Annotated in this window: 15 protein-coding genes; 12 read left to right on the plus strand and 3 right to left on the minus strand. The window is 70.2% G+C overall.

Annotated elements, in window-relative coordinates; all coding sequences use genetic code 11:
- The first annotated feature begins 96 nt into the window (after window positions 1-96).
- The 4 genes from ppdK to ACIG3E_RS24025 all read left to right on the plus strand — a co-directional run bounded on the left by ppdK (window position 97) and on the right by ACIG3E_RS24025 (window position 8,184).
- On the plus strand, window positions 97-2,781 hold the full coding sequence (gene ppdK, locus ACIG3E_RS24010) for a pyruvate, phosphate dikinase (RefSeq protein ID WP_399619936.1): 2,685 nt from the start codon (window positions 97-99) through the stop codon (window positions 2,779-2,781).
- A 189-nt stretch (window positions 2,782-2,970) separates the two neighbouring features.
- Window positions 2,971-5,643, plus strand: a complete 2,673-nt coding sequence (adhE, locus tag ACIG3E_RS24015) for a bifunctional acetaldehyde-CoA/alcohol dehydrogenase (protein WP_399619938.1) — start codon at window positions 2,971-2,973, stop codon at window positions 5,641-5,643.
- A 46-nt stretch (window positions 5,644-5,689) separates the two neighbouring features.
- Complete coding sequence (locus ACIG3E_RS24020; RefSeq protein ID WP_399620626.1) at window positions 5,690-6,013, plus strand: PQQ-binding-like beta-propeller repeat protein; 324 nt, start codon at window positions 5,690-5,692, stop codon at window positions 6,011-6,013.
- A 161-nt stretch (window positions 6,014-6,174) separates the two neighbouring features.
- Entirely contained in the window at window positions 6,175-8,184 is a 2,010-nt protein-coding gene (locus tag ACIG3E_RS24025) for a DEAD/DEAH box helicase (RefSeq protein WP_399619941.1), read from the plus strand.
- A 567-nt stretch (window positions 8,185-8,751) separates the two neighbouring features.
- Here ACIG3E_RS24025 and ACIG3E_RS24030 read toward each other — a convergent pair.
- Window positions 8,752-9,801, minus strand: a complete 1,050-nt coding sequence (locus tag ACIG3E_RS24030; RefSeq protein ID WP_399619944.1) for a threonine/serine dehydratase — start codon at window positions 9,799-9,801, stop codon at window positions 8,752-8,754.
- A 160-nt stretch (window positions 9,802-9,961) separates the two neighbouring features.
- Complete coding sequence (locus ACIG3E_RS24035) at window positions 9,962-10,627, minus strand: hypothetical protein (RefSeq protein WP_399619946.1); 666 nt, start codon at window positions 10,625-10,627, stop codon at window positions 9,962-9,964.
- Window positions 10,628-10,689: 62 nt separating this feature from the next.
- Here ACIG3E_RS24035 and ACIG3E_RS24040 point away from each other — a divergent pair, with 62 nt between their 5' ends.
- The 8 genes from ACIG3E_RS24040 to ACIG3E_RS24075 all read left to right on the plus strand — a co-directional run bounded on the left by ACIG3E_RS24040 (window position 10,690) and on the right by ACIG3E_RS24075 (window position 19,840).
- Entirely contained in the window at window positions 10,690-11,367 is a 678-nt protein-coding gene (locus ACIG3E_RS24040; protein ID WP_399619949.1) for a TetR/AcrR family transcriptional regulator C-terminal domain-containing protein, read from the plus strand.
- 1,298 nt (window positions 11,368-12,665) lie between these two features.
- Window positions 12,666-13,862 carry a radical SAM protein gene (locus tag ACIG3E_RS24045; protein ID WP_399619952.1) on the plus strand — a complete coding sequence of 399 codons (1,197 nt, stop codon included), beginning with the start codon at window positions 12,666-12,668 and terminating at the stop codon, window positions 13,860-13,862.
- 1 nt (window position 13,863) lies between these two features.
- The gene (locus ACIG3E_RS24050) at window positions 13,864-15,108 is read left to right on the plus strand and encodes an MFS transporter (RefSeq protein WP_399619955.1); all 1,245 of its coding nucleotides are present in this window, start codon (window positions 13,864-13,866) and stop codon (window positions 15,106-15,108) included.
- A gap of 4 nt (window positions 15,109-15,112) precedes the next feature.
- The gene (locus ACIG3E_RS24055) at window positions 15,113-17,011 is read left to right on the plus strand and encodes a RiPP maturation radical SAM C-methyltransferase (protein ID WP_399619958.1); all 1,899 of its coding nucleotides are present in this window, start codon (window positions 15,113-15,115) and stop codon (window positions 17,009-17,011) included.
- Window position 17,012: 1 nt separating this feature from the next.
- Complete coding sequence (locus ACIG3E_RS24060; protein ID WP_399619960.1) at window positions 17,013-17,642, plus strand: DUF5825 family protein; 630 nt, start codon at window positions 17,013-17,015, stop codon at window positions 17,640-17,642.
- A gap of 115 nt (window positions 17,643-17,757) precedes the next feature.
- Window positions 17,758-18,816 carry a helix-turn-helix transcriptional regulator gene (locus tag ACIG3E_RS24065; protein ID WP_399619963.1) on the plus strand — a complete coding sequence of 353 codons (1,059 nt, stop codon included), beginning with the start codon at window positions 17,758-17,760 and terminating at the stop codon, window positions 18,814-18,816.
- A gap of 441 nt (window positions 18,817-19,257) precedes the next feature.
- Entirely contained in the window at window positions 19,258-19,428 is a 171-nt protein-coding gene (locus ACIG3E_RS24070; protein ID WP_399619966.1) for a hypothetical protein, read from the plus strand.
- 61 nt (window positions 19,429-19,489) lie between these two features.
- Window positions 19,490-19,840, plus strand: a complete 351-nt coding sequence (locus ACIG3E_RS24075; protein WP_399619968.1) for a hypothetical protein — start codon at window positions 19,490-19,492, stop codon at window positions 19,838-19,840.
- A gap of 41 nt (window positions 19,841-19,881) precedes the next feature.
- Here ACIG3E_RS24075 and ACIG3E_RS24080 read toward each other — a convergent pair whose 3' ends face one another.
- Window positions 19,882-20,721: an IS5 family transposase gene (locus tag ACIG3E_RS24080; protein WP_399620629.1), complete on the minus strand. Its 840-nt coding sequence runs from the start codon at window positions 20,719-20,721 to the stop codon at window positions 19,882-19,884.
- Window positions 20,722-21,470 lie beyond the last annotated feature (749 nt).

Genomic DNA, 21,470 nt, shown 5'->3' on the forward strand with positions numbered 1-21,470 from the left:
CCGACTGACCCTTCACCGCCCCCCCCATCGACCGACCGCTCCCCGCGTCCTACCAGCGACGTTCCACAACTCCACGGAGGAAGGAAGCACACCGCCATGGTCAAGTACATGTACGCGTTCACCGAGGGCACCCGCGACATGGCCGACCTGCTCGGCGGCAAGGGCGCCAACCTGGCCGAGATGACCCGGCTCGGCCTGCCCGTGCCACCCGGCTTCACCATCACCACCGAGGCCTGCCGCGCCTACCTGGCCACCGGAACCGAGCCGGACGGCCTGGACGACGAGATCGCCGCACACCTGGCCGCCCTGGAGGGGGAGTCCGGGCGGCGGCTCGGGCAGGCGGACGATCCGCTGCTGCTGTCCGTGCGGTCCGGGGCGCGCTTCTCCATGCCCGGCATGATGGAGACCGTCCTCGACATCGGCCTCACCGACGACTCCGTGCGGGGCCTGGCCAAGGTGTCCGGTAGCGAGCGCTTCGCCTTCGACTCCTACCGCCGGCTCATCCAGATGTTCGGCAGTACCGTGATGGGCGTCGACGCCGCCCTGTTCGAGGAGGCCATCGCCGGCCTGAAGGAGTCCCGGGGCGCCCCGGACGACCTGCACCTGGACGCCTCCGATCTCGCCCGGCTCGTCGAGACGTACAAGGACCTCATCCGCGAGCAGACGGGCCAGGACTTCCCCCAGGACCCCGCCGAGCAGCTGCGCCGCTCGATCCGTGCCGTCTTCGCGTCCTGGAACGGCGAGCGGGCGCGCCTCTACCGCCGCCGCGAACACATCGCCGACGACCTGGGCACCGCCATCAACGTGCAGCGCATGGTCTTCGGCAACGTCGGCCCCGACTCGGGCAGCGGCGTCGCCTTCACCCGCGACCCGGCGACCGGCCGCAGCGGGCCGTACGGCGACTACCTGTCCAACGCCCAGGGCGAGGACGTGGTCGCGGGCATCCGCAACACTGTGCCGCTGACCGAACTCCAGCTCCTGGACCCGCCGTCGTACGCCCTTCTGCGTCAGCATCTGGCCACGCTGGAAGCCCACTACCGGGACCTGTGCGACATCGAGTTCACCATCGAGCGCGGCACGCTGTGGATGCTGCAGACCCGGGTCGGCAAGCGGACCGCCGAGGCGGCGTTCGCCATCGCCGCCGCACTGGTCGACGAGGGGCTGATCACTCCTGACGAGGCGCTGGCCCGCGTCGGCGGCGAGGGCCTGGCCCGGCTGATGTTCCCGCGGTTCGACGCGTCCGCCGTCGGTGAGGCGCTGGCGCACGGCCTTCCGGCGTCGCCCGGCGCCGCGGTGGGCGTGGCGGTCTTCGACTGCGCCGAAGCCGTGCGCCGTGCCGCTACGGGGGAGAACGTCGTCCTGGTACGGCAGGAGACCACCCCGGACGACCTGCCGGGCATGGTCGCCGCCCGGGCCGTCGTGACCAGCCGCGGCGGCAAGACCAGCCACGCGGCCGTCGTCGCCCGCGGCATGGGCAAGGTCTGCGTGTGCGGCGCCGAGGCACTGGCCGTGGACCCGCTGGAGCGTCGCTTCACGGCGGGCGGTGTCACCGTCGAGGAGGGCACGGTCATCTCCGTCGACGGCTCCACGGGGGCGGTGTACGCCGGGGCGGTCCCGCTCGTCGACTCCGTGGTCATGCGGTACTTCGAGACGGGTGAGCGCTCCGCCGGGCTCGTCGACGCCGTGGCCCGCGCCATGGAGCGGGCCGACGGCGTCCGGCGCATGGAGGTACGGGCCAACGCCGACACCCCTCAGGACGCGGCGCGGGCCCGCCGCTTCGGTGCGCAGGGGATCGGCCTGTGCCGCACCGAGCACATGTTCCTCGGTGACCGACGACGGCTGGTGGAGGCGATGATCCTCGCCCGTACCGAGGAGGACCGCGAGCGAGCCCTCGACGCGCTGCTGCCCCTGCAACGGCAGGACTTCGTCGGCATCCTGGAGGCCATGGACGGCCTGCCGGTCACCATCCGCCTCCTCGATCCGCCGCTGCACGAGTTCCTGCCCGACCGCACCGACCTCGCCGTCCGCATCGCCGCCGCCGAGGCGCACGGTGACGGATGCAGCGAGCACGACGCCGAACTGCTCGACGCCGTGAACCGCATGCACGAGGAGAACCCGATGCTCGGCCTGCGGGGCGTGCGTCTGGGTCTGGTGGCTCCGGGCCTGGTCGCCATGCAGGTACGGGCCATCGCCGAAGCAGTCGTGGAGCGCAAGCGGGCCGGAGGAGACCCGCGGGCCGAAATCATGGTCCCCCTCATCGACACGGTCGAGGAGCTGCGCCTCGTACGCGAGGAAGTGGAACAGGTGCTCGCCGAGGTCTCGGCGGCCGCGGGCGTCCCGGTGTCGTGCCCGGTCGGCACCATGATCGAGCTTCCCCGGGCGGCGCTCACCGCCGGGCACATCGCCCGCGAGGCCGCGTTCTTCTCCTTCGGTACGAACGACCTCACCCAGACCACCTGGGGCTTCTCCCGCGACGACGTCGAGGCGGCCTTCTTCTCCGCCTACCTCGACAAGGGCATCTTCAAGGTGTCCCCCTTCGAGACGATCGACCGCGAGGGCGTCGGCCGCCTGGTCCGGATCGCCGTCGCCGAGGGCCGGGCGGCTCGGCCCGGCCTGAAGATCGGTGTCTGCGGCGAGCACGGCGGCGACCCCGACTCGGTCGGCTTCTTCCACGCGGCGGGGCTCGACTACGTGTCCTGCTCCCCGTTCCGTGTGCCGGTGGCCCGGCTGGAGGCGGGCCGGGCAGCGCTCGCCGGTACGGACACGAGCGACAGCAGGTGACGCCCCTCTCGGGGCCGATCGGCCCTCCCCCTCAGGGCCGTCAGCCCATCACTCGTGGCCCAAGGGGGGATCGGCTCCTGCCCGGGACATGAACGAAGCTGCTGGTGGTGGGGTTCCGACGCCCCGGAGCCCCCCTTTTTCTCGCCAGCCGCGCCGCGGCCCGGCCCTCGACGACGGAGGCCCACTCTCATGACCCTCCACACCGACTCCGCGACCGCTTCCGGCACGGGTGAGCCGTCGGGCACCGCTGCCACGATCGACCAGCTGGTGTCGGCCGGGCTCACCGCTCTTACCGCGTACGAGCACCTCACCCAGGAACAGGTCGACCACATCGTCAACAAGGCTTCCGTCGCCGCCCTGGACCAGCACACCGCGCTGGCGCGCCTCGCGGTCGAGGAGACCGGGCGCGGCGTCTTCGAGGACAAGGCCGTGAAGAACATGTTCGCCTGCGAGCACGTCACGCACAGCATGGGTCCGATGAAGACGGTGGGTGTCATCTCCCGTGACGACACCGAGGGCATGGTCGAGATCGCGGAACCGGTGGGTGTGGTGTGTGCGATCACCCCCGTCACGAACCCCACCTCCACCACGATCTTCAAGGCGCTCCTCGCCCTGAAGACCCGTAACCCCGTCGTCTTCGCCTTCCACCCGGCAGCGCAGCGGTGCAGCGCCGAGGCCGCGCGGGTCGTGCGTGACGCGGCCGTCGCCGCAGGGGCGCCGGAGCACTGCGTCCAGTGGATCGAGGCCCCGTCCGTCGAGGCGACCGGCGCGCTGATGCGCCACCCTGGCGTCGCACTGATCCTGGCCACCGGCGGCAACAGCATGGTCAAGGCCGCCTACTCCGCGGGCAAGCCTGCCTTGGGCGTGGGTGCGGGCAACGTACCCGCCTACGTCCACAAGAGCGCCCGCCTGCGCCGGGCGGTCAACGACCTGGTGCTGTCCAAGGCGTTCGACAACGGCATGATCTGCGCCTCCGAGCAGGCCGTCATCCTGGACGACGCGGTCTACGACGCGGCCCTGGCGGAGTTCCGCACCCTGCACGCCCACCTGGCCACGGCCGAGGAGAAGAGGAAGCTGGAGGCGTTCCTGTTCCCCGCAGGGGCGGCGGGCTCGGGCTGCTCGCCCAAGGTGAACCCGGCGGCCGTGGGCCAGAGCCCAGCCTGGATCGCCGAGCAGGCGGGCTTCACCGTGCCCGCCGACACCTCGCTCATCCTGGTCGAGGCCGAACAGGTCGGCCCTCAGGAGCCGCTGACCCGCGAGAAGCTGTGCCCGGTGCTCACCGTCCTGCGCGCCGGTTCCGAGGCCGAAGGCTTCGACCTGGCCGCCGCCATGGTCGCCTTCCACGGCCAGGGCCACAGCGCCGTCATCCACGCCGAGGATCAGGAGCTCGCGGAGGCGTACGGCAGGCGCCTGCGGGCCGTGCGGATCATCGTCAACGCCCCGTCCTCGCAGGGCGCCATCGGCGGCGTCTACAACAGCCTGCTGCCGTCGCTGACCCTCGGCTGCGGCTCATGGGGCAGCACCTCGGTGTCCAACAACGTCTCCGCCGCGCAGCTGTTGAACGTCAAGCGCCTGACCACGCGCCGCAACAACCTCCAGTGGTTCAAGGTCCCGCCGAAGATCTACTTCGAGCCGCAGGCCATCCGCTATCTCGCCGACATGCCGGACGTCCACCGCGTCGCCGTCGTCACCGACGCGACCATGACCCGTCTCGGGTTCGTCGACCGAATCCGGCACGTCCTGCGCGGCCGTCCGCAGAACGTCACCGTCCAGGTCATCGACAACGTCGAGCCCGAGCCGAGCATCGACTCCGTCCAGCGCGGCGCGCGCCTCATGCGGGACTTCCGCCCGGACACCATCATCGCGCTCGGTGGCGGCTCGCCCATGGACGCGGCGAAGGTGATGTGGCTGCTGTACGAGCAGCCCGAGGTCGACTTCGCCGACATGCGGCACAAGTTCTTTGACATCCGCAAGCGCGCCTTCCGCTTCCCGGTCCTCGGCGAACGGGCCCGCCTGGTGTGCGTGCCCACGACGTCCGGCACCGGCGCCGAAGTCACCCCCTTCGCGGTCATCTCCGACCCGGCCACCGGCAAGAAGTACCCGCTGGCCGACTACGCGCTCACCCCCAGCGTGGCCATCGTCGATCCGCTGCTGACCACCGAGCTGCCACCGGCCCTGGCAGCCGACAGCGGCTTCGACGCCCTCACCCACGCGATTGAGGCGTACGTGTCCGTGTACGCCAACGACTTCACCGACGGCCTGGCCCTGCACGCGATCCGCATGGTCTACGACCACATCGAGGCCGCGGTCAACGACCGTGCCCGACAGCCGGAGGCCAGGGAGAAGATGCACAACGCGGGCACCATCGCGGGCATGGCGTTCGGCAACGCCTTCCTCGGCATCGTCCACGCGATGTCGCACACGCTGGGCGCCACCTTCCACATCGCACACGGACGCACCAACGCCGTGCTGCTGCCGCACGTCATCCGCTACAACGGCACGGTCCCCGCGAAGCTCACCGGATGGCCCAAGTACGAGCACTACCGCGCCCCCGAACGCTTCCAGGACATCGCCCGCACCCTCGGCCTGCCCGCCACCACCCCACAGGAGGGCGTGGAGTCGCTCGCTCACGCGGTGGAGCAACTACGCGGCGCCGTGGGCATCGAGCCGTCCTTCCAGTCCCTCGGCGTCAACGAACAGGCCTTCCTCGACGCACTGCCCCAACAGGCCCTGAACGCCTACGAGGACCAGTGCGCGCCCGCGAACCCGCGGATGCCGATGCTGGACGACATGCAGGGGCTGATGCGGGCGGCCTATTACGGGGCCACCGACGGAGTGCCCGAAGCCGCGGCCTCGGAGTGAGCCCTCTGCTTCCCACGAAAAGTCTGAGGCTGTCACCTGCCGACGCATCAGAGCACACCCTGTTCACAGGGCTCCCGGCCGCAGACTTGCGGTCGGCACGGCAACCCATGATTGGCCTACTGGTACGACTCGATGCGCCAGCGAGAGCTGCTGGTGGGCCACCGCGAGTTCGGGCTCGTCCCCGGCGGTGGCCGGCGGCGTCGTCTACGTCGGCAGCGATGACGACAACCTGTACGCGGTTGATGCAGCAACCGGTAAGAAACGCTGGACCTTCCCCACTGGTCATAGTGTGGGCTCGTCCCCGGCGGTGGCCGACGGCGTCGTCTACTTCGGTAGCAACGACAACAACCTGTACGCGGTGCAGACATGAGAGTAGATGCCACAGCAGCAGGCAGGTCCGATTCGGCATCTCGATATCAGGCCCAGGGTCTCACGTCCGCACCCAACCCAAGGGAACGGGACAACAAAGCCACACGCGGTACGCATTGAACGAAACCCTGCCCCTGTGGTGCCTGCGGAGCTGAGCTGATCATGAACCACGTGGGTGCGGCCGCCCGGCCGCGCGTTGGCCTCGCGGCCCTCTATGACCACCAGGACGATGCGGTCGCCGCCATCATGCGGGCCTGCATCCCCTCCCCCAGGGCGCGGCGCCCGCAGTTCCGGGCCCAGTTGCACATGGCGCCCGGGCTGGGGAAGACGCGGGTGGCTGCGCGCGTCGCGGACCTGGTCGCTGGGCGGGGGTCGTTGCTGATGGTGGGGCCCACGCGGACGCTCCTCGAGCAGACCTACCATGTGCTGCACGCGGCCGGGCGTAGCGGGCCGGTGATCGCGGTGTACTCCCTACGGGGTGCTGCCTTGACGGGTGAGCCGGGGGTGCGGGTGTCGACGCATCCGCAGGTGGTGGCGTGGCACGCGAACGCCTTCGCCGCCCAGGGCGAGGGGCGGTTCACGGTGCTGGCGACCTACGCGAGCGTGGAGAACTCGCTGATCGCCGGGCACCGGCTGAGTGTGGAGCGGGACGCGCGGCCGTTGCCGGAGTGGGACCTGCTGGTGTGCGACGAGTCCCATCACACTGAGACCTCCCGGGTCTGGGGGCGGATCAACGAGCAGCACCTCGTGCCCGCGTGGCACCGGTTGTCGATGACGGCCACACCACGGCTGCTGGGGGCGGTGCGCTACGACGAGCAGGGGCGTTTGGTCGTTTCTGATCCGGTGGTGCGGCTCTCGGAGCGCGAGCACGGCCCCGTCGCCTACCGGCTGGGACTGCGCGAGGCGCAGCGGCGCGGGAAGCTGGCGCGCAGTCCCGTGGTGGCGGCCGAGGTCGACGAGGCGCGGCTGCGCGAGCTCGTCGCGGCCCGGGGGCGGGCTGATGCGGGAGTGCTGGCGGAACTGCTCACCGCGTCGCTGGGGGCGGTACTGCGGGCGGCGGGACGGGTGGGGCGCCGTCGGCTGCTGGCCTACCACTCCACCGTGGCCGGAGCGCGCGCGGCCGCGGCATCACTGCCGCAGCTCGCGCGGGTGTTGCACGGGCAGGGGATCTCGGCACCGCGGCGGGTGTGGGCGGTGGCCCTGCACGAGGGCACCCCGGCCGAGGAGCGGCAGCGGGCGCTGGCAACGTTGGCGGCGGGGACAGATCTTCGGGGGCGGCCGGTGGACCTGGCGGTGGTCTGCTCGGTACGGCTCTTGAGCGAGGGCGTGGATGTCCCGGCCGTCGACGCCGTCGCCCTCGTGGACCCGCGCGCGGCGCAGGGCGACCTCCTGCAGATCGCAGGACGCGCCGTGCGCTACGACTGGGAGAACCCGGACAAGGTCGCCTCCATCATCGTGCCCGTACTCCACCTCGCGCGGGCCGCGGACGGCACGCTGGTCGGGCCGGACTGGGTGCCGGTGATCAACATGCTGCACGCGCTGGAGTCCTACGAACCCGACCTCATCGACCAGGAGGACCAGGCTGACGGGGACGGTCATGGGGCGCTCGCGCGGCGGCTGGAGCGCGCGGGGCGCAGCACCAGCCGCGGCCCGTATCAGGGGCGACTTCGGCAGCGCCCCGGTAGTGCGCGATTTCATGGCGGGAGACTCCGCGTCGGGCTGCGCAGGTGGGTCGAGAGCACCTTCCTCATCCCCGAGTACCGCACCAGTCGGCGTGGCGTCATGGTCGAATTCCACCACGACGGCTCGGTTGTCCTTTGCGTCGATCTATCCACTCGCCTGGAGGCCGATTCCGGTGTCCCCGTCGACGCCGCCGTGGTGAGGAGTCTGGCACGGGAGGCCGTGTGCGCGGCAGACGCCCACCGGCAGCATCGCGCGCCTGACACGACGGCCGAGATCACTGCAATCGTTGTCACAGCGGACGAGAAGCAGCGCCTCATCCCGGTCGACTACGGCTTCGGCGGCCCCCAGCCGGTCGAAGGGACCCGTCGCCCACTACGGCTGAGACCAGCCTCCACCGAACTCCCACCCCACGCCGACGACCAGATCCTGCAAGAGAGCGCCACGGAACTCACTGAAGGCCTCTTGCACCAGTTCGGGCTCAACCATTAGCTCACGACAGGAGCAGAGGCCTGGCAGACCGCGGTTCTGTACCGCACCGCATCTCCCACACTGGCGTGATATCGGCTGGCATGGTCCCCAACTGGTACGGATCGGCAAGGATTTCGGCATCGCCTGCTTCTCCGGCGGCGGGTTCGACGGCCTGGCCGGCAAGCACGACGCGGCCGTGCGATCGATGGAAGCAAAACCCTCGTACTCCATCTGGGCGACTACGACCCGAGTGGTGAGCACCTGTTCAACTCGCTTGCCGAGGACGTGATCGCGTTCGCGGAGGCATCGGGCGCCGAGGTGGGGTTCGAGCGGCTCGCGGTCACCCCCGCGCAGATCGCCGCCTACGACCTGCCGACCGCCCCGCCCAAGGCGACCGACCGGCGCTCGTTCTCCGGCACCGCCACCACCCAGGCCGAGGCCCTGCCACCCGACATCCTGGCCACGCATCGTGCGCGAGGCCGTCGGAGCCCACCGCGACCCCGAGGTCCCGGCGAGGCGGTGTCTGGGAAGGATGGAGGGGGCAGCCGGGCGGTTGGCCGCCTGGCTGCCCCCTCAGGGGCACTTCGGTCAGTTCTGGGTCTGTACGAGCGTGGTCACGTCTGTGTTTGCGCCGCACAGCACCACGCAGACCTTCTCACCGCTGCCGGGCCGATAGCTGCGGCTCGCCGCGGCGGGTCGGGTCGGCAGGTCCCGGTCGGCGACGTGCCGGTCCGGGGACGTGAGCGCGGCCAGGGCGGTGGCGGCGCCGTGCTCGACGGCGACTCGCCGGTGGTCCCACAGCGCCCGCCTGGCCAGGACGATCTCGCTGTCCGGCACCAGCAAGGACTGGACACCGTCCTGCTGGGCGGCGGTGAGGGCCATGGTGGAGGTGCGGCGGGCGCCGAGGGAGTCGGCGGCGATCGAGTCCACGGTGACGTCGACCACGCGGCCGACCTCGATCGCGGCGTTCAGCGCGCGACAGTTCTCCGGCTCGACCGCCACGGTGCGGATGCCGTGGTGCTGGGCGGCGGTGGCGACGCCGGTGAACAGGCCGCCGCCGCCGACCGCGACCACGATGGTGTCCAGGCCGGGGATCTGGGCGTGGATCTCCTCCAGCAGTGTGCCGGCCCCGGCGGCGATCAGCGGGTGGTCGTAGGCATGCGAGGCGAGCGCGCCGGTGGCGGCGGCGAACTCCTCGCACGCGGCCAGGGCCTCGGCGTACTCGGAGCCGACCAGCCGCACCTCGGCGCCGTAGCCACGGAGCTTGGCCACCTTCACCGCCGGGGCGGTGGTGGGCAGGAAGACCGTGGCGGTGACGCCCTGCTGCTGGGCGGCCCAGGCGCACGCCAGGCCGGCGTTGCCGCCGGAGGCGATGGTCACCCCAGCGTCGGGGAGGGTGTTGGCGTCGCGGTGGGCCTGGATGAAGTTCTGCGCGCTGCGGGCTTTGAACGAGCCGGTGTGCTGCATGAACTCCATGGCCAGCCACACCTCGCACGGGGTGACCTCGCGCTCGCCCAGGGGGTCGCGGTGGGCGGTGCGGACCGCGCCCGGGTCGACCTGGGCCAGGGCAACGCGGCGGATGCGTCCTGCGATGCGGTCGGTAGCGGCCTTGATGTCGCCGTACGTGAGCTGGTGCACTTCGTTGCTCCTGCGATGAGTTGGTCACGACCAGGCGATGAGCTGGCCGGTGGCGGTCAGGCCGAGGAAGAAGGCGAAGGCGATCCGCCGGCCACTGGGGTTCGGGGAGACCGCGTGAAAGTTCGCCGGTTGAACAGCAGCCCGTCGCCGAGCTGCGGCGTCAGGTCGACGCGCTGGCAGTGTTCGACCGCCTCTCCCCGGAAGCCGTACGCCTGGCGGTACTGCTCGTCGGTCGGCTCCCAGCGGTGGCGCCACACGGTGGTCGCCCCGCCGGTGGTCGGCACCGACAACCAGACGTTGAACGCGAGCTGAGCCAGCGCCTCCTGGTCGAGCAGTCCGGGGGGAACTCGCGGTTCAGATCGTCGTAGTGGACCAGGGCGCCCGCGTTGATCCCGCGCAGGGTGCCGCCGAAGTCCGGGCGTCCGGCGATGGTGGCCGGGGCGACTGCCGCGCCCCAAGCGGAGCCCAGGCGGGCCAGCGAGATGGCGATCGGGTCCGGGCGCATCCCGGCCCGCTGCCAGGCCGCCCGCGCGGCCTCTGCGTCGCGCCAGTACCGGCCGACGTCCTGCCCGCCACCCTGGTCTCGGTAGTCGTTGAGGGCCGGGCCAAAGCGCACGATCCGGGTGGGCACCCGAGCCGGGGCGTAGCCGGCGGTGGGCAGCCGGTGCAGCGCGGCCATCGCCGTCTGGCAGGTGTCCGGGTCGAGGAAGTCAGGGACGCGGACGACCGCGAGGGTGCCGACCGCGAGGTTGGCCAGATGCCGGTCAGTGAAGGCCGTGCTGTCCACCACGGTGAACAGCGGGTCAAGCGCCGTGGTGTGGGGCACGTCGCCTCCGTAAGGAGAGGGAAGCCTAGCATGACGATACGCCGTACCGTACACTGACTCGTATGCCAAGGCAATCCACTCCCCTGGACCGCGCGACTCCCGAACGGATCGCCGAGCAAGCCCTGTTGATCGTGGATCAGGACGGGCACACCGCACTCAGCTTCCGCACCCTGGCCGCCGCGCTGGATATCTCCGTCGCCTCCCTCCAACGCCGCTGCACCGACCTGGCCGGATTGCTCGACCTGGTCACCGACCACCTCGCCGCCCAGCTCCCGGACGTCGAGCCCGGCACCGACTGGGCCGAGGCAACCGAGCGGCGGTTCACCGTGCTGTACCAACTGCTGACGGCCCATCCGGGCCTGGTCGCCCTGCGCGGCGGACGCCCGTGGCTCGGCCCGCAGCTGCTCAAGCGCCTGGTGGAGCCCCAGCTCGCCGACTCGATCGTGGCCGGCATGAGCCTGGAGGAGGCGATCGTCACCTATCGGCGGCTCTACCTGCTAACCCTGGGCAGCGCGAGCTTCGTCGACCACCGCGCCCCCAAGGCCGCCCAGGCCGCCACCCGCCAGGCCCTGGCCGCCCTCGACCCGGACGAATTCCCCGTGCTGACTGGGCACCTGGCCCAGGTTCTGCCCGCCATGGTCGACCACGAGGTCTACTACGGTGCCCTCCGACAGCTGATCAGCGCCGCCGACCCGGCCCGGGCCGCCCTCGTGCCCGGACAGTCAGCTAAGGGGAAGTAGCCGGGCGTGGACAGCACCGCACCTGACTGTTTCGGCGCCGGATCCCGTCCCGGCCGCCGGACGGGGCCGCCCGGCGACGAGTGCTATCCGTCCCGGCGTCCCGCCCAGCACGGCCCGCGCCGCGGCTTGCCGTTCGCCGTCGAACGACGTGGTCCGGGCGGTGGTTCAGGGAGCTGACCGAGCCGGTGCCCTTGGCGACAACCGCCCGGAAGCTGTCCGGCGACTTCGTCTCGAGGCTGACCCCTCCAAGGTGGCCAGCTCGGCGGAGGCGGTCATCTCGGCCTTCTACCGTCGCCCGTACGTCATCAGGACGCATCCTCGCCGCCCTTGTCCGAACTCCTTCGGCGAAAGGGCACAGCGCCGTGCACCGGCGCATGGGCGTCAGGGGGAGCGTCTGCCCGTAGCCCTGCCGTCCCTGCGCGTCCATCCTCAATGTTGGGGATGGAGCGGCTCACAGTGTGCGCGCCATCCTCATCACAAGCGCTCACACCGCCACGGGCCTGCGGGTGATGCCGCACTAGAGGGTGCGCCTCAGCCGCAGGAGCATGTCTTCGAACGACGACCGAGACAGCATCAACTCAGCCCCGCAGGACCGGCACACGCCGGTCCGAAGGCCGGCCGTCTGCGGCCGGTGGCAGAGCCACCGCTGTGCCTGGTGGCTGTGCTGCGCGGGGCATGCAAACGCCGCGGTCTCCGGGACTTGTTGGTCCGGTGAGCGGAACAGAACCTTGGAGAAGCAGCGTGGCACGCGCATTGTGAACGAAGGAGGGCGGCTCAACAAGCTGCTTCGCGTGTTCTTCGTCGCTACTCAACGACGCGGGCACGGGTTTCCTAGTCGGAGTTTCGAGGTTGTAAATGTCGAAAGCTGTCGATCGCGGGAGGGAGGGGACGGCATGCAGATCGAGGTCTTTGACCGCGCTTCCGAAGCAGGCGCGGTGGTGTGCGGGGCGGGCTACGGAGGCCGTTAGCCATCTCCAGCGCCCGAGGTGTGCAACCTTCTTCCCGGGCTGACGGAGAGACACTGATGCGGCCACGGGAGTAACCGTCGGACTTCTGTATCGAAGGGAGGGGACGGCATGCAGATCGAGGTCTTTGACCGCGCTTCCGAAGCGGGTGCAGTGGTGTGCGGGCTGGGTTACGGAGGCCGTTAGAGCTGCCTGTAACTGAGGCGTGCAACCGTCTTACTGGGCTGGCGGAGAACGCGGCCGCCAGCCCACCCGCATGTCAACGTAGGAGTTTCGAGCCCGTCGGTGCAGCAATGCGCGCGGGCACGGCGCCCGCGTGGGGAGGAAGGATCCATGCGCATCATCAAGGGGGAGAGCTGTTACTGGGCTGTGGGCAGCCACAGCGTCGCCAGGCTCCCCAACTCGGCGGTAGACGCAGACGGCACTCTCGTCGAGGAAGCCCGGGAGCTGCTGCGGAATTCCGGAATCAACCAGGATCGCGGCGCGAGTATCTACCACGTGACCGCACTGATCACCACCAAGTGCAATCTCGCCTGCTCCTACTGCTTCCAGAACACTGAAATACCTCCAGCCGGCAGAAAGGGTGTACCTGTCCGGATTCCTGGCACGACCCTGGACGCCGCCCGCATCGACGACATCCTCGGCTTCGTCGACCGGCAGATGCGCCGGTACGGGGCACGGGAACTGGATGTGATGCTTTTCGGGGGAGAGCCGACCCTGCACATGGACATGTGCCTGCGGCTGCTCACAGGAGCGCGGCGCCTCGGCCCCGTCACGGCCTCGATGATTTCCAACGGCACGCTCTTCACCGTGGCGGACATGCGCCGTCTTGAAGAGGCCGGACTACGGTCCGTACAGGTCACACTCGACGGTGACGCGGCCACGCACGACCGGTCACGGATCACGATAGGAGGGCACGGCACCTTCAACAAGATCATGCACAACCTGGAAGCCGTCTCCGAGCGCACGGAGATCGCCTGGCAACTGCGGGTCAACCTGACTGCGGAGACGATCGCCGGCGCGGACACGCTGATCGACCGGATCTCCGCCCGGCTTGACCCCGCGAAGTGCGCCTTCTCCTTCGCGCTCGTCAATGACCCCGGCCTCGGCTACGCCGACGCGATGGCGCACTCACCAGCCCTGGCCCGGCTCGTCGGCGCACTGTACGAGCACGCCGTGGCGGCGGGGTTCGTGGTGCCGGTGCCCAGCACGGCAGCGTGCATGGCCTGCGGTGAGGTGGGCGGGCGCAGTGGTGCGGTGGTCAACGCGGACGGAACGCTCTACAGCTGCTGGGAGTCAGCAGGACGCGACGGAATGGAGGTGGGCACGGTGGCCGAGGGGTACCTGTCAGAAGAACTCGTGGTCTCCCGCTGGGTGGCCTGCGAGTACAACGCCCGCAAGAGCACCGACCCGCAGGCTGAGCGGGCCTACCGTGACACCCTCGACGCCCTCGTCCTGGACAGCCTCTACCGCACGGGCCGGCTCGGTGCGGCAGCTGTCCACCGGGCGGCCGGAATGAAGACGGCTTGACGTGCCGCGCGCCACGCGGAACCTGCATCTGCTGGTCGCCGCCAGAACGTGTTCGCTGTGCGGGGACCTGGTCGTCCCCATCGCCGTCCCTTTCGCCGTCCTGGACGTGCTGGGCGGAGGCCCCACGGAGATCGGTCTCGCTCTAGGAGCCCAGTTCGCAGGGGTGCTCGTCTTCCTCACCGTGGGCGGGGTGTACAGCGACCGTTCCGCGCCCCATCACGTGATGATCGTCTCCGACTCCGTGTCCGCGCTCCTCCAGACAGCCGTCGCAGTACTTCTCGCCACGGGCCGGATGAGCGTGCCCCTGCTGGCCGCGCTGATGTTCGCCACCGGATCCGCCTCTGCCTTCCACCGGCCGGCCACCCGGGCCCTGGTGCCCCAGATCGTGGAACGTGAGGCGCTCCAGGCCGCCCACTCCCGTCTGGGCGCGACCGGCGCGGCGGCCGTCGTGCTCGCCCCGCTGGCCGCCGGCGGGCTCATCCCGATCCTGGGGCCCGCCGGGGTCATCGCCCTGGACGCCGCCACCTTCGTGGGCAGCGCGCTGCTGATCACACGGATATCTCCGTGCGTACCCGCGCAGCCGCCGAGCACCCGTCGCCAGGGCGTGGCACAGGAGGTCGCCGAAGGGTGGCGGGAGCTGCGGGCACGGCCATGGCTGTGGGGATCGATCGCCGCGGCGGCCGGAGTGGAACTGCTTCTGTCCGCTCCGCTGGCCACCCTCGCGCCCATCGTCGCGGACCGGCTCTACGGTGGCGCCCGGGGCTACTCGTGGCTCATCGCAGCCTGTGGCGCGGGCGCCGTCGTGGGCGGTCTGACGGCAGCCCGGCTGCGCCCGCGCCGCCCCGTCCTGGCCGCCAACGCGCTGGTTCTTCCGATGGCGCTCGCTCCCCTCGTCCTGGCCCTGGAAGCGCCGGTGGCCGGGGCCGTCGTGGCGTACGGCGTGACAGGCGTGTGCCAGGGCCTCTTCATCGCCTTGTGGTACACGGCCGTGAGCCGGGCCGTTCCCCAGGAGGTGCAGGGGCGGATCAGCGCGTGGGACGAACTGGGCTCCTTCGCCCTGCGTCCCGCCGGTCACGCCATGGCCGGCATGGCCGCCGGCGCGGTCGGCACCGCCCCGATCCTGGGTACGGCCGCTGCCGCGGGACTGCTCCTGCCGCTGCCCGTCCTGCTCCTGAAAGACGTCCGGACGCCGCTCCGCGAAATCGACGCACAACACACCGCTTTGTCACCGACACCTCCGAGGTAGCACCATGCGCGTTGTTCTCGTCAACATGCCCTGGGCCTCGGCCGAGGTGCCCTCCCTGGCGCTGGGCATCCTCAAACGGGCCGTCACCTCTGCGCTGCCACAAGCCAGCGTCGAGGTGCTGTACGCCAACCTCGACTTCGTCGACTGGATCTGCGACCGCCGGTCCTTCACGGCCGACGACTACCAGTTCTTCTCCCACGGCTCCTACTTCGAGGGCGCCGGCGACTGGGTCTTCTCCTCCGCCCTCTACGACGACCGCCACTGGCGTACGGAGGAATTCACCGCCGCCAAGAAGGACCGACTTCCCGACGACCGCCTGGACCTCTGCCGCGACCTTCACCACGTCGTACCGGACTTCATCGACGACCTCGCCGCCCGCATCTGCACCGGGCCAACCCCGGACGTGGTGGGCTTCACCACCACCTTCCAGCAGAACACCGCTGCCCTGGCCGCCGCCCGGCGCGTCAAGCAACTCTCCCCACGAACGCTCGTCGTCTTCGGCGGCGCCAACTGCGACGGAGCGCAAGGCGAGGCGCTCCACCGCAACTTCCCATTCATCGACTACGTCCTGCGCGGCGAAAGCGAAGTCTCCTTCCCCCGGCTGCTCGACGCCGTACAGCACAACAGGGCAACCGATGACATCCCGGGGCTGTGTCACCGCCTGGCCGACGGCTCATCGAAATCGGCCCCCATGGCCGCCGAACCTTTGCCCCCCGCCGCAGTACCGGGACCCGACTACGACGGCTACTACGAACGGGTCACCACCTCCCAGGCGCGGCGCTGGTCAGACCCCCAACTGGTCCTCGAGGCCTCCCGAGGATGCTGGTGGGGAGAGAAGCACCACTGCACGTTCTGCGGACTGAACGGATCCTTCATGCAGTTCCGCAGCAAACGTCCCGAGGTCTTCTTCGACGAGATCACCGACCTCGTCGCCCGCCACCGCGTCCTGGACGTCGTCGTCGTGGACAACATCCTGGACATGGGCTACCTCACCTCGCTCCTGCCCCGCATCAGCGCCAGCGGCTACGACCTGCGCCTGCACTACGAGATCAAGTCCAACCTGCGGCGCGAGCAGCTACGCGTCCTGGCGGACGCCGGACTGCTCCGCGTCCAGCCCGGCATCGAGAGCCTCTCCAGCCATGTCCTGAAGCTGATGGACAAAGGCGTCACCGCTTGCCAGAACGTTCGCATGCTCCGCGACGCCGCCACCGTCGGACTCGTCCCCGAGTGGAACTACCTCTACGGCTTCCCCGGCGAGACCGATGCGCACTACACGCCCGTAATCACCCAACTGCCCGCCCTGCACCATCTCACCCCGGCGGAATCCGTCGGCCGGATCGCCATCGAGCGGTTCAGCCCTTACTTCGACCGCCCCGACCTCGGCTTCGACGACCTCCGTCCAGACAGCCAGTACGAGCTCATCTACGACCTGCCTCCCACACAGCTCATGGACTTCGCCTACCTCTTCGAAGCCACACCGCAGGGCATCAGCGAGCACACGGCCGACGCCCTGCGCGCTTCCATGCAGGCATGGGAGGACGCCTGGGCCTCCAGCCACCTCGACCACGTCGACCTGGGCGACCGCGTCGTCCTGACCAACCGGCGCTCCCAGTTCGACTGGAGCCTGCACCAACTCACGACCCCACTGGAGATCAAGGTCTTCCATCTCCTCGACCAGCCGCGCACCGTCGCCTCCCTCGAACGCCGGACCGGAGCCGACTCCCAGGAGATCTCGGCACTGCTCGACCGGTGGCGCGAGCTGGGGCTCCTCTTCACCGAGGGCGAGCACGTCGTGCACGTCGTGCCCGCCGCCGCCAACCAGGAACTCCTGCGACTGCGACCCGAACGCCTGCAAAGCGGCGGCTCTTGGCCCGCGCCCGCGATCAACGGAAGGAACGGATGACATGGCGCAGTGCATCCTGCGTCGGCACTACGCGCCCGACACGGCCGGAATGCCAGGGATGGACCTGGGAACGCTCACCGTGGGCGCCACCGGCTCGGCTGGCGCCGCACGCGATGCGTATGAGGGCGGAGCCCGGCACGCCCTGCTGCCGCAGACCATCGACCTCGACGGACCCGATCACGCGGACACCGTCGCCGCCCTCGTCCTCGTACGCGACCTGACCAGCTACGGCATCGTCGTGGACTGGAGGCTCGCCCACACCGGCGCTGGAGCGACGTGGCGCCAGCTCGCTCACCTCCACCCGCCCCGTGAGCTGCTCGCCCCGGACGGGGCGGACGCCTTGAGTACGTGGCGGGCGAGCCACTGCGTGGGGAAGTGCTTCTTCCGTAACGGCCCCGGCTTCGTCCAGGTCCGGGACTGGCGCACCGGCCAGTTGCGCAGGATCACCATCAACGAACCGCGCCACAGAGCAGCCATCACCCAACTACTCGAAGGCGCCCGCGCCCGAGAAGTCGACCAAGAGGTGCTCGCCGACTACACGGCCGCGGGCCTGGTGGACACGCTGGGCGCCCACGCGTGGTGGATGCCCTACCGCGTGCGAAGGTGGCCGCAGTCACACACCGCAGTGTGAACCCACCCCGGCCCCGCCTCCGGAAGCCGGGAGCATCCCCGGCGCTCCCGGGGCGGGCGTTCTTTGGCGTGATGGGGCGCGGTCAAGGTGACGGTGTGGCAGGGATACTCCGGGCATGAGGGACATGACCCGCCCGGTTCACCGCCTGCGCGCGGCCGCCGGGGAGCAGTTCGTGCAGGACGAGATGGCCGAGTTGGTCTCGCAGGCGATCGGTCCTCGGGTGGCGCACGACGCTCTGCGACTGTTCGGCATGAACCCTGCCACGGGTGCGGTGTCCTACGGGTTCCTGCACAGCTTCCCGCCCGCCCTGCTGCACGCGCAACTGGTCGACTCCTACACCGGTGACGATCCGTTCAGCCCTGCCGAGATCGGCCGTCTGCCTTTCGATACGGGGCTGCTCGGCGGTGACGACCCCTCCCTTCCCGGTCACCGGCAGGCGGCCCGCACACTGGCGGCATACGGCGCCGGAAGTGAACTGCGGCTGCTGCTGCGCGAGGGCAGGCACCGGCCGTGGGGGCTGCTCGCCCTGCTACGGACGGCGGGTGGCAGACCATTCGCCCAGGAGGACGCGCGGTGCCTCGCCCAACTCAGCGAACCTCTCATCGCGCTCCTCAAGGGATACGCCGCGGCCCGCGCTACCGCCATCGGCCCAGGGGCACGGTTCCTGCCGCCGGGCGTAGTGCTCGTGGGGCCTGACGACCAAGTGCGCTCCGTCAGCCCGCAGGCACGCGCGTGGCTGGCGGAGATAGCGCCCGAACGGGGCCTCGCACCGCCGTGGATGCCCGCCGCGTCAATGCGCGAGATCGTGCTGGCCGCCCGCCGTCACGCCATGATCCCTGGGGCACCGCCCGCGCTGGCCTGTAGCCCCGCGGCATTCCTGGGGCGCCGGGTCGCAGTCCACGCACAGTGCATGGATGCGTCCGGGAAAGGCGAGGTCGCCGTGGTCCTCCAGGAGGCAAGTGGTGCGCTACTGCTGCCGACATACGCCGCCTGGCACGGCCTGACCGCACGGGAGAGCGAGGTCGTCGAGCGACTCTGCTCAAGGGAGACGCCCCGGCAGATCGCACGCGTCATGCAGGTCTCGGTACACACGCTCAACACCCACGTACGGAACGTATACCGCAAGACCGGGACTTCCGGCCGGGACGATCTGGTCGCCGCACTCAACTGCTGACCTGGAACACCACAGCTGGCGGAGGAAGACGAGCAGGAACTGGCGCCCAAGCTCGCGCAGGAGCCGCAGGTCGTGGTCCGGTTGGGGTGGGAGCTGGAGCGGGCACACAGGCAGTGGCGCCGTGACCGCGACGACCTGCGCGCCCTGGTCGCCGGACACTGCCCCGAGGAAGGCCTGTCCGTCTGGCGGGAGCGGTCGCGGCGGGTGCCTGCGGATCTGGCCGCCCTGCTGGGCGAGTACGGGTTCGCGCGGGAACCCCGAGCCTCAGCGAAGCAGCTCTTGGTCGAAGCAGCGCGCGTGTACGCGCACCGGTACGGGCCTGCTGCCCGGAGTCGCCGAAACCATCAGCGTCGACGGGCAGGAAGTGAGGATCGGAAGGCTGCTCAGCGAATGCCGCAGGCCCACCTGGGGCGCACGGGGACCAGGAGCAGGATCTCCCGCGTGCTGGACGGGCTCGGGGTCTGGCGGGTGCGGGACGGCGCGTCCTGGAACGCGGGCTGGGAACGCAAACTCATCCTCCTCGAAGCCTTCCACGCCGAAGGCGGACGCCGCGGCGAACTCCTCACCGGAGAGCGCGTGTTCCGCGGGGGCGACCTCGGCAAGTGGCTGTGACCAGCACCGCAGGTGGCCCCGGCTGGGGGACGAGCAGCGCGCGGCGCTCCTGGAGCTGCGGATGGGACCGGCCACGGGCGACCGGCGGGTCAAGACCGCAGGCGCGGCCCGCGTGCCGCGCTCCCGTACCGAGCGGCTGATGGAGATCGTCACCGCTGCCCGCCAGCATCTGGAGGAAGTCGGGCCGCTGGTCGGCGAGGACGGCAGGACTTGCGTCCACGACACCTGCCGGCCCCGCATCAACGGCGTCGAAGTACAGCTCCGCAGGCGCCTCAATGCCGCCCGCGCACGCTATGACACCTATCCTCCGGAGCTGCAGGCCCTCTTCCAGGGGCTCGGCCTGCCCTGGGCACAGACCGCAGCCAGCGACGCGCGGCCGGGCGGGCCGGAGCCGGAGCAGGACGCCCTCTGACTGAGTGTTTGGTCCTGTGGTGGGTGTCTGGCTCTAAGGAGTCAGGTTCCGCGCCAGTTTTGGGTGGTTTCGCCGGTGAGGCGGCGGGTCATGAGGTCGATCATTGCGAGGTGGATGAGGGCTTCGCTGCGGTGGGGGTGGGTTTCGTCGTCACGGGCGAGACGGCGGTGGCGCATGAGCCAGCCGATGCTGCCTTCGATGGTCCAGCGCCGCGGAATGATCACGAAGCCGCGGCGCCCCGGTGGGCGGGCGACGGGTTGGACGTCGATGCCCAGGCCGGCGCCGTGGTCGATGGCGGTGGTGCGGTAGCCCGCGTCCACCCAGGCCTTGGTCACCCGCGGGTGGGCAGCGGCGATCCGCGACAGGAGGGTCACGCCGGCCGCGGTGTCGGAGACGTCGGCGGCGGTGACCAGAACGGTCAGCAACAGGCCCAGGGTGTCGCAGCCGAGGTGGCGTTCGCGGCCGATGACGCGTCTCCCGGCGTCGGTGCCCTGGCCAGAGCGGGGGACGTTGGCGGAGGTTTTGATGGTCTGGGAATCCAACACGCAGGCGGAGGACTCGCCGCTTCGGCCCCCGGCCTCGCGGACCAGGCGCCGCAGCAGGCCGGTGAGCTGGGTGAAGACACCGTCGCGTTGCCACTGGGCGAAATAGCCGTAGACGGTCTGGTGGGGCGGGAAGCCGTGGGGCAGGCAGCGCCAGGGGACGCCGGTGCGGTCGACGTAGAGAATGGCGTCCATGAGGCGCCGCAGGTCGTGCACGGGCGGGCGGCCGAAGCCCAGGGCGTTTTGACGCTGCCGGGTCCGCCAGGCGGTGAGCACGGGTTCGATCAGTTCCCAGCGGTCGTCGGACAGGTCGCTGGGATACCCCTCGCGCGGAGTCATGTCTTGGATGTACCGCGCGGCGGGCTTCTTCGCGAGGGCCGAAGGCCCCTTCACCACCCCGTCCTGGAAGGAGACAGGAGGTGCCGGGATGAAACGTGCCTCTGCCGTCACGCCCTGGCCGATCGGCTCACCGGTCCCTCCTGTCTCGAGCCAACGGACTGCCCAAACCTCAATAGGAAGCGGTGAGACAGGACCAAACACTCAGTCAGACATTCCTTGTCTCCCAGCACACTGACGACCGCCCTGCAGATGGCCGACTCGCCCCGCTACACACGGCGTAGCCCGTTACTCCGCACGCAAACCGGTCGGCAGCCAAGCCTGCACGCCGCATCAGGCAAGCCGTCATCCCCACGGTCGGAGCCGATGCCGTCGATGGTGCCCCGGCGGCCCCCTCCTCACCAAGGTCGACGGTCAGGTGGGCGGTCGCAGCGCTCTCGAGGATCGCGTTTCTTTCCAGCCCGGAGGCTGAATTGAGGGCGGCGAAGCGGCCCTTCGAGCTGCCCTCACCCGCGTAGATCGAACCCGGGCGCCTGAAGAGAACTACGGCATGCGGCGAAAGCGGCAGGGAAAGAACGGGGATACGGCACGAAAGAGCGTTCAACTACCGCTCCCCTCTTTAGACCGCGCCACTCGCAGGGGAACCGTGCAGCATTAGGCGGCGGACTACAGAACCGAGGCGTGATGTGCCACTGGCCCAGGCATGGTGTTGAGAGGCTGGGAGGCCCTTGCGCGAGGACCAAGCATCCGCG

Origin of the sequence: Streptomyces sp. NPDC053474, assembly GCF_044544845.1 — a bacterium.
Lineage (GTDB): Bacteria > Actinomycetota > Actinomycetes > Streptomycetales > Streptomycetaceae > Streptomyces.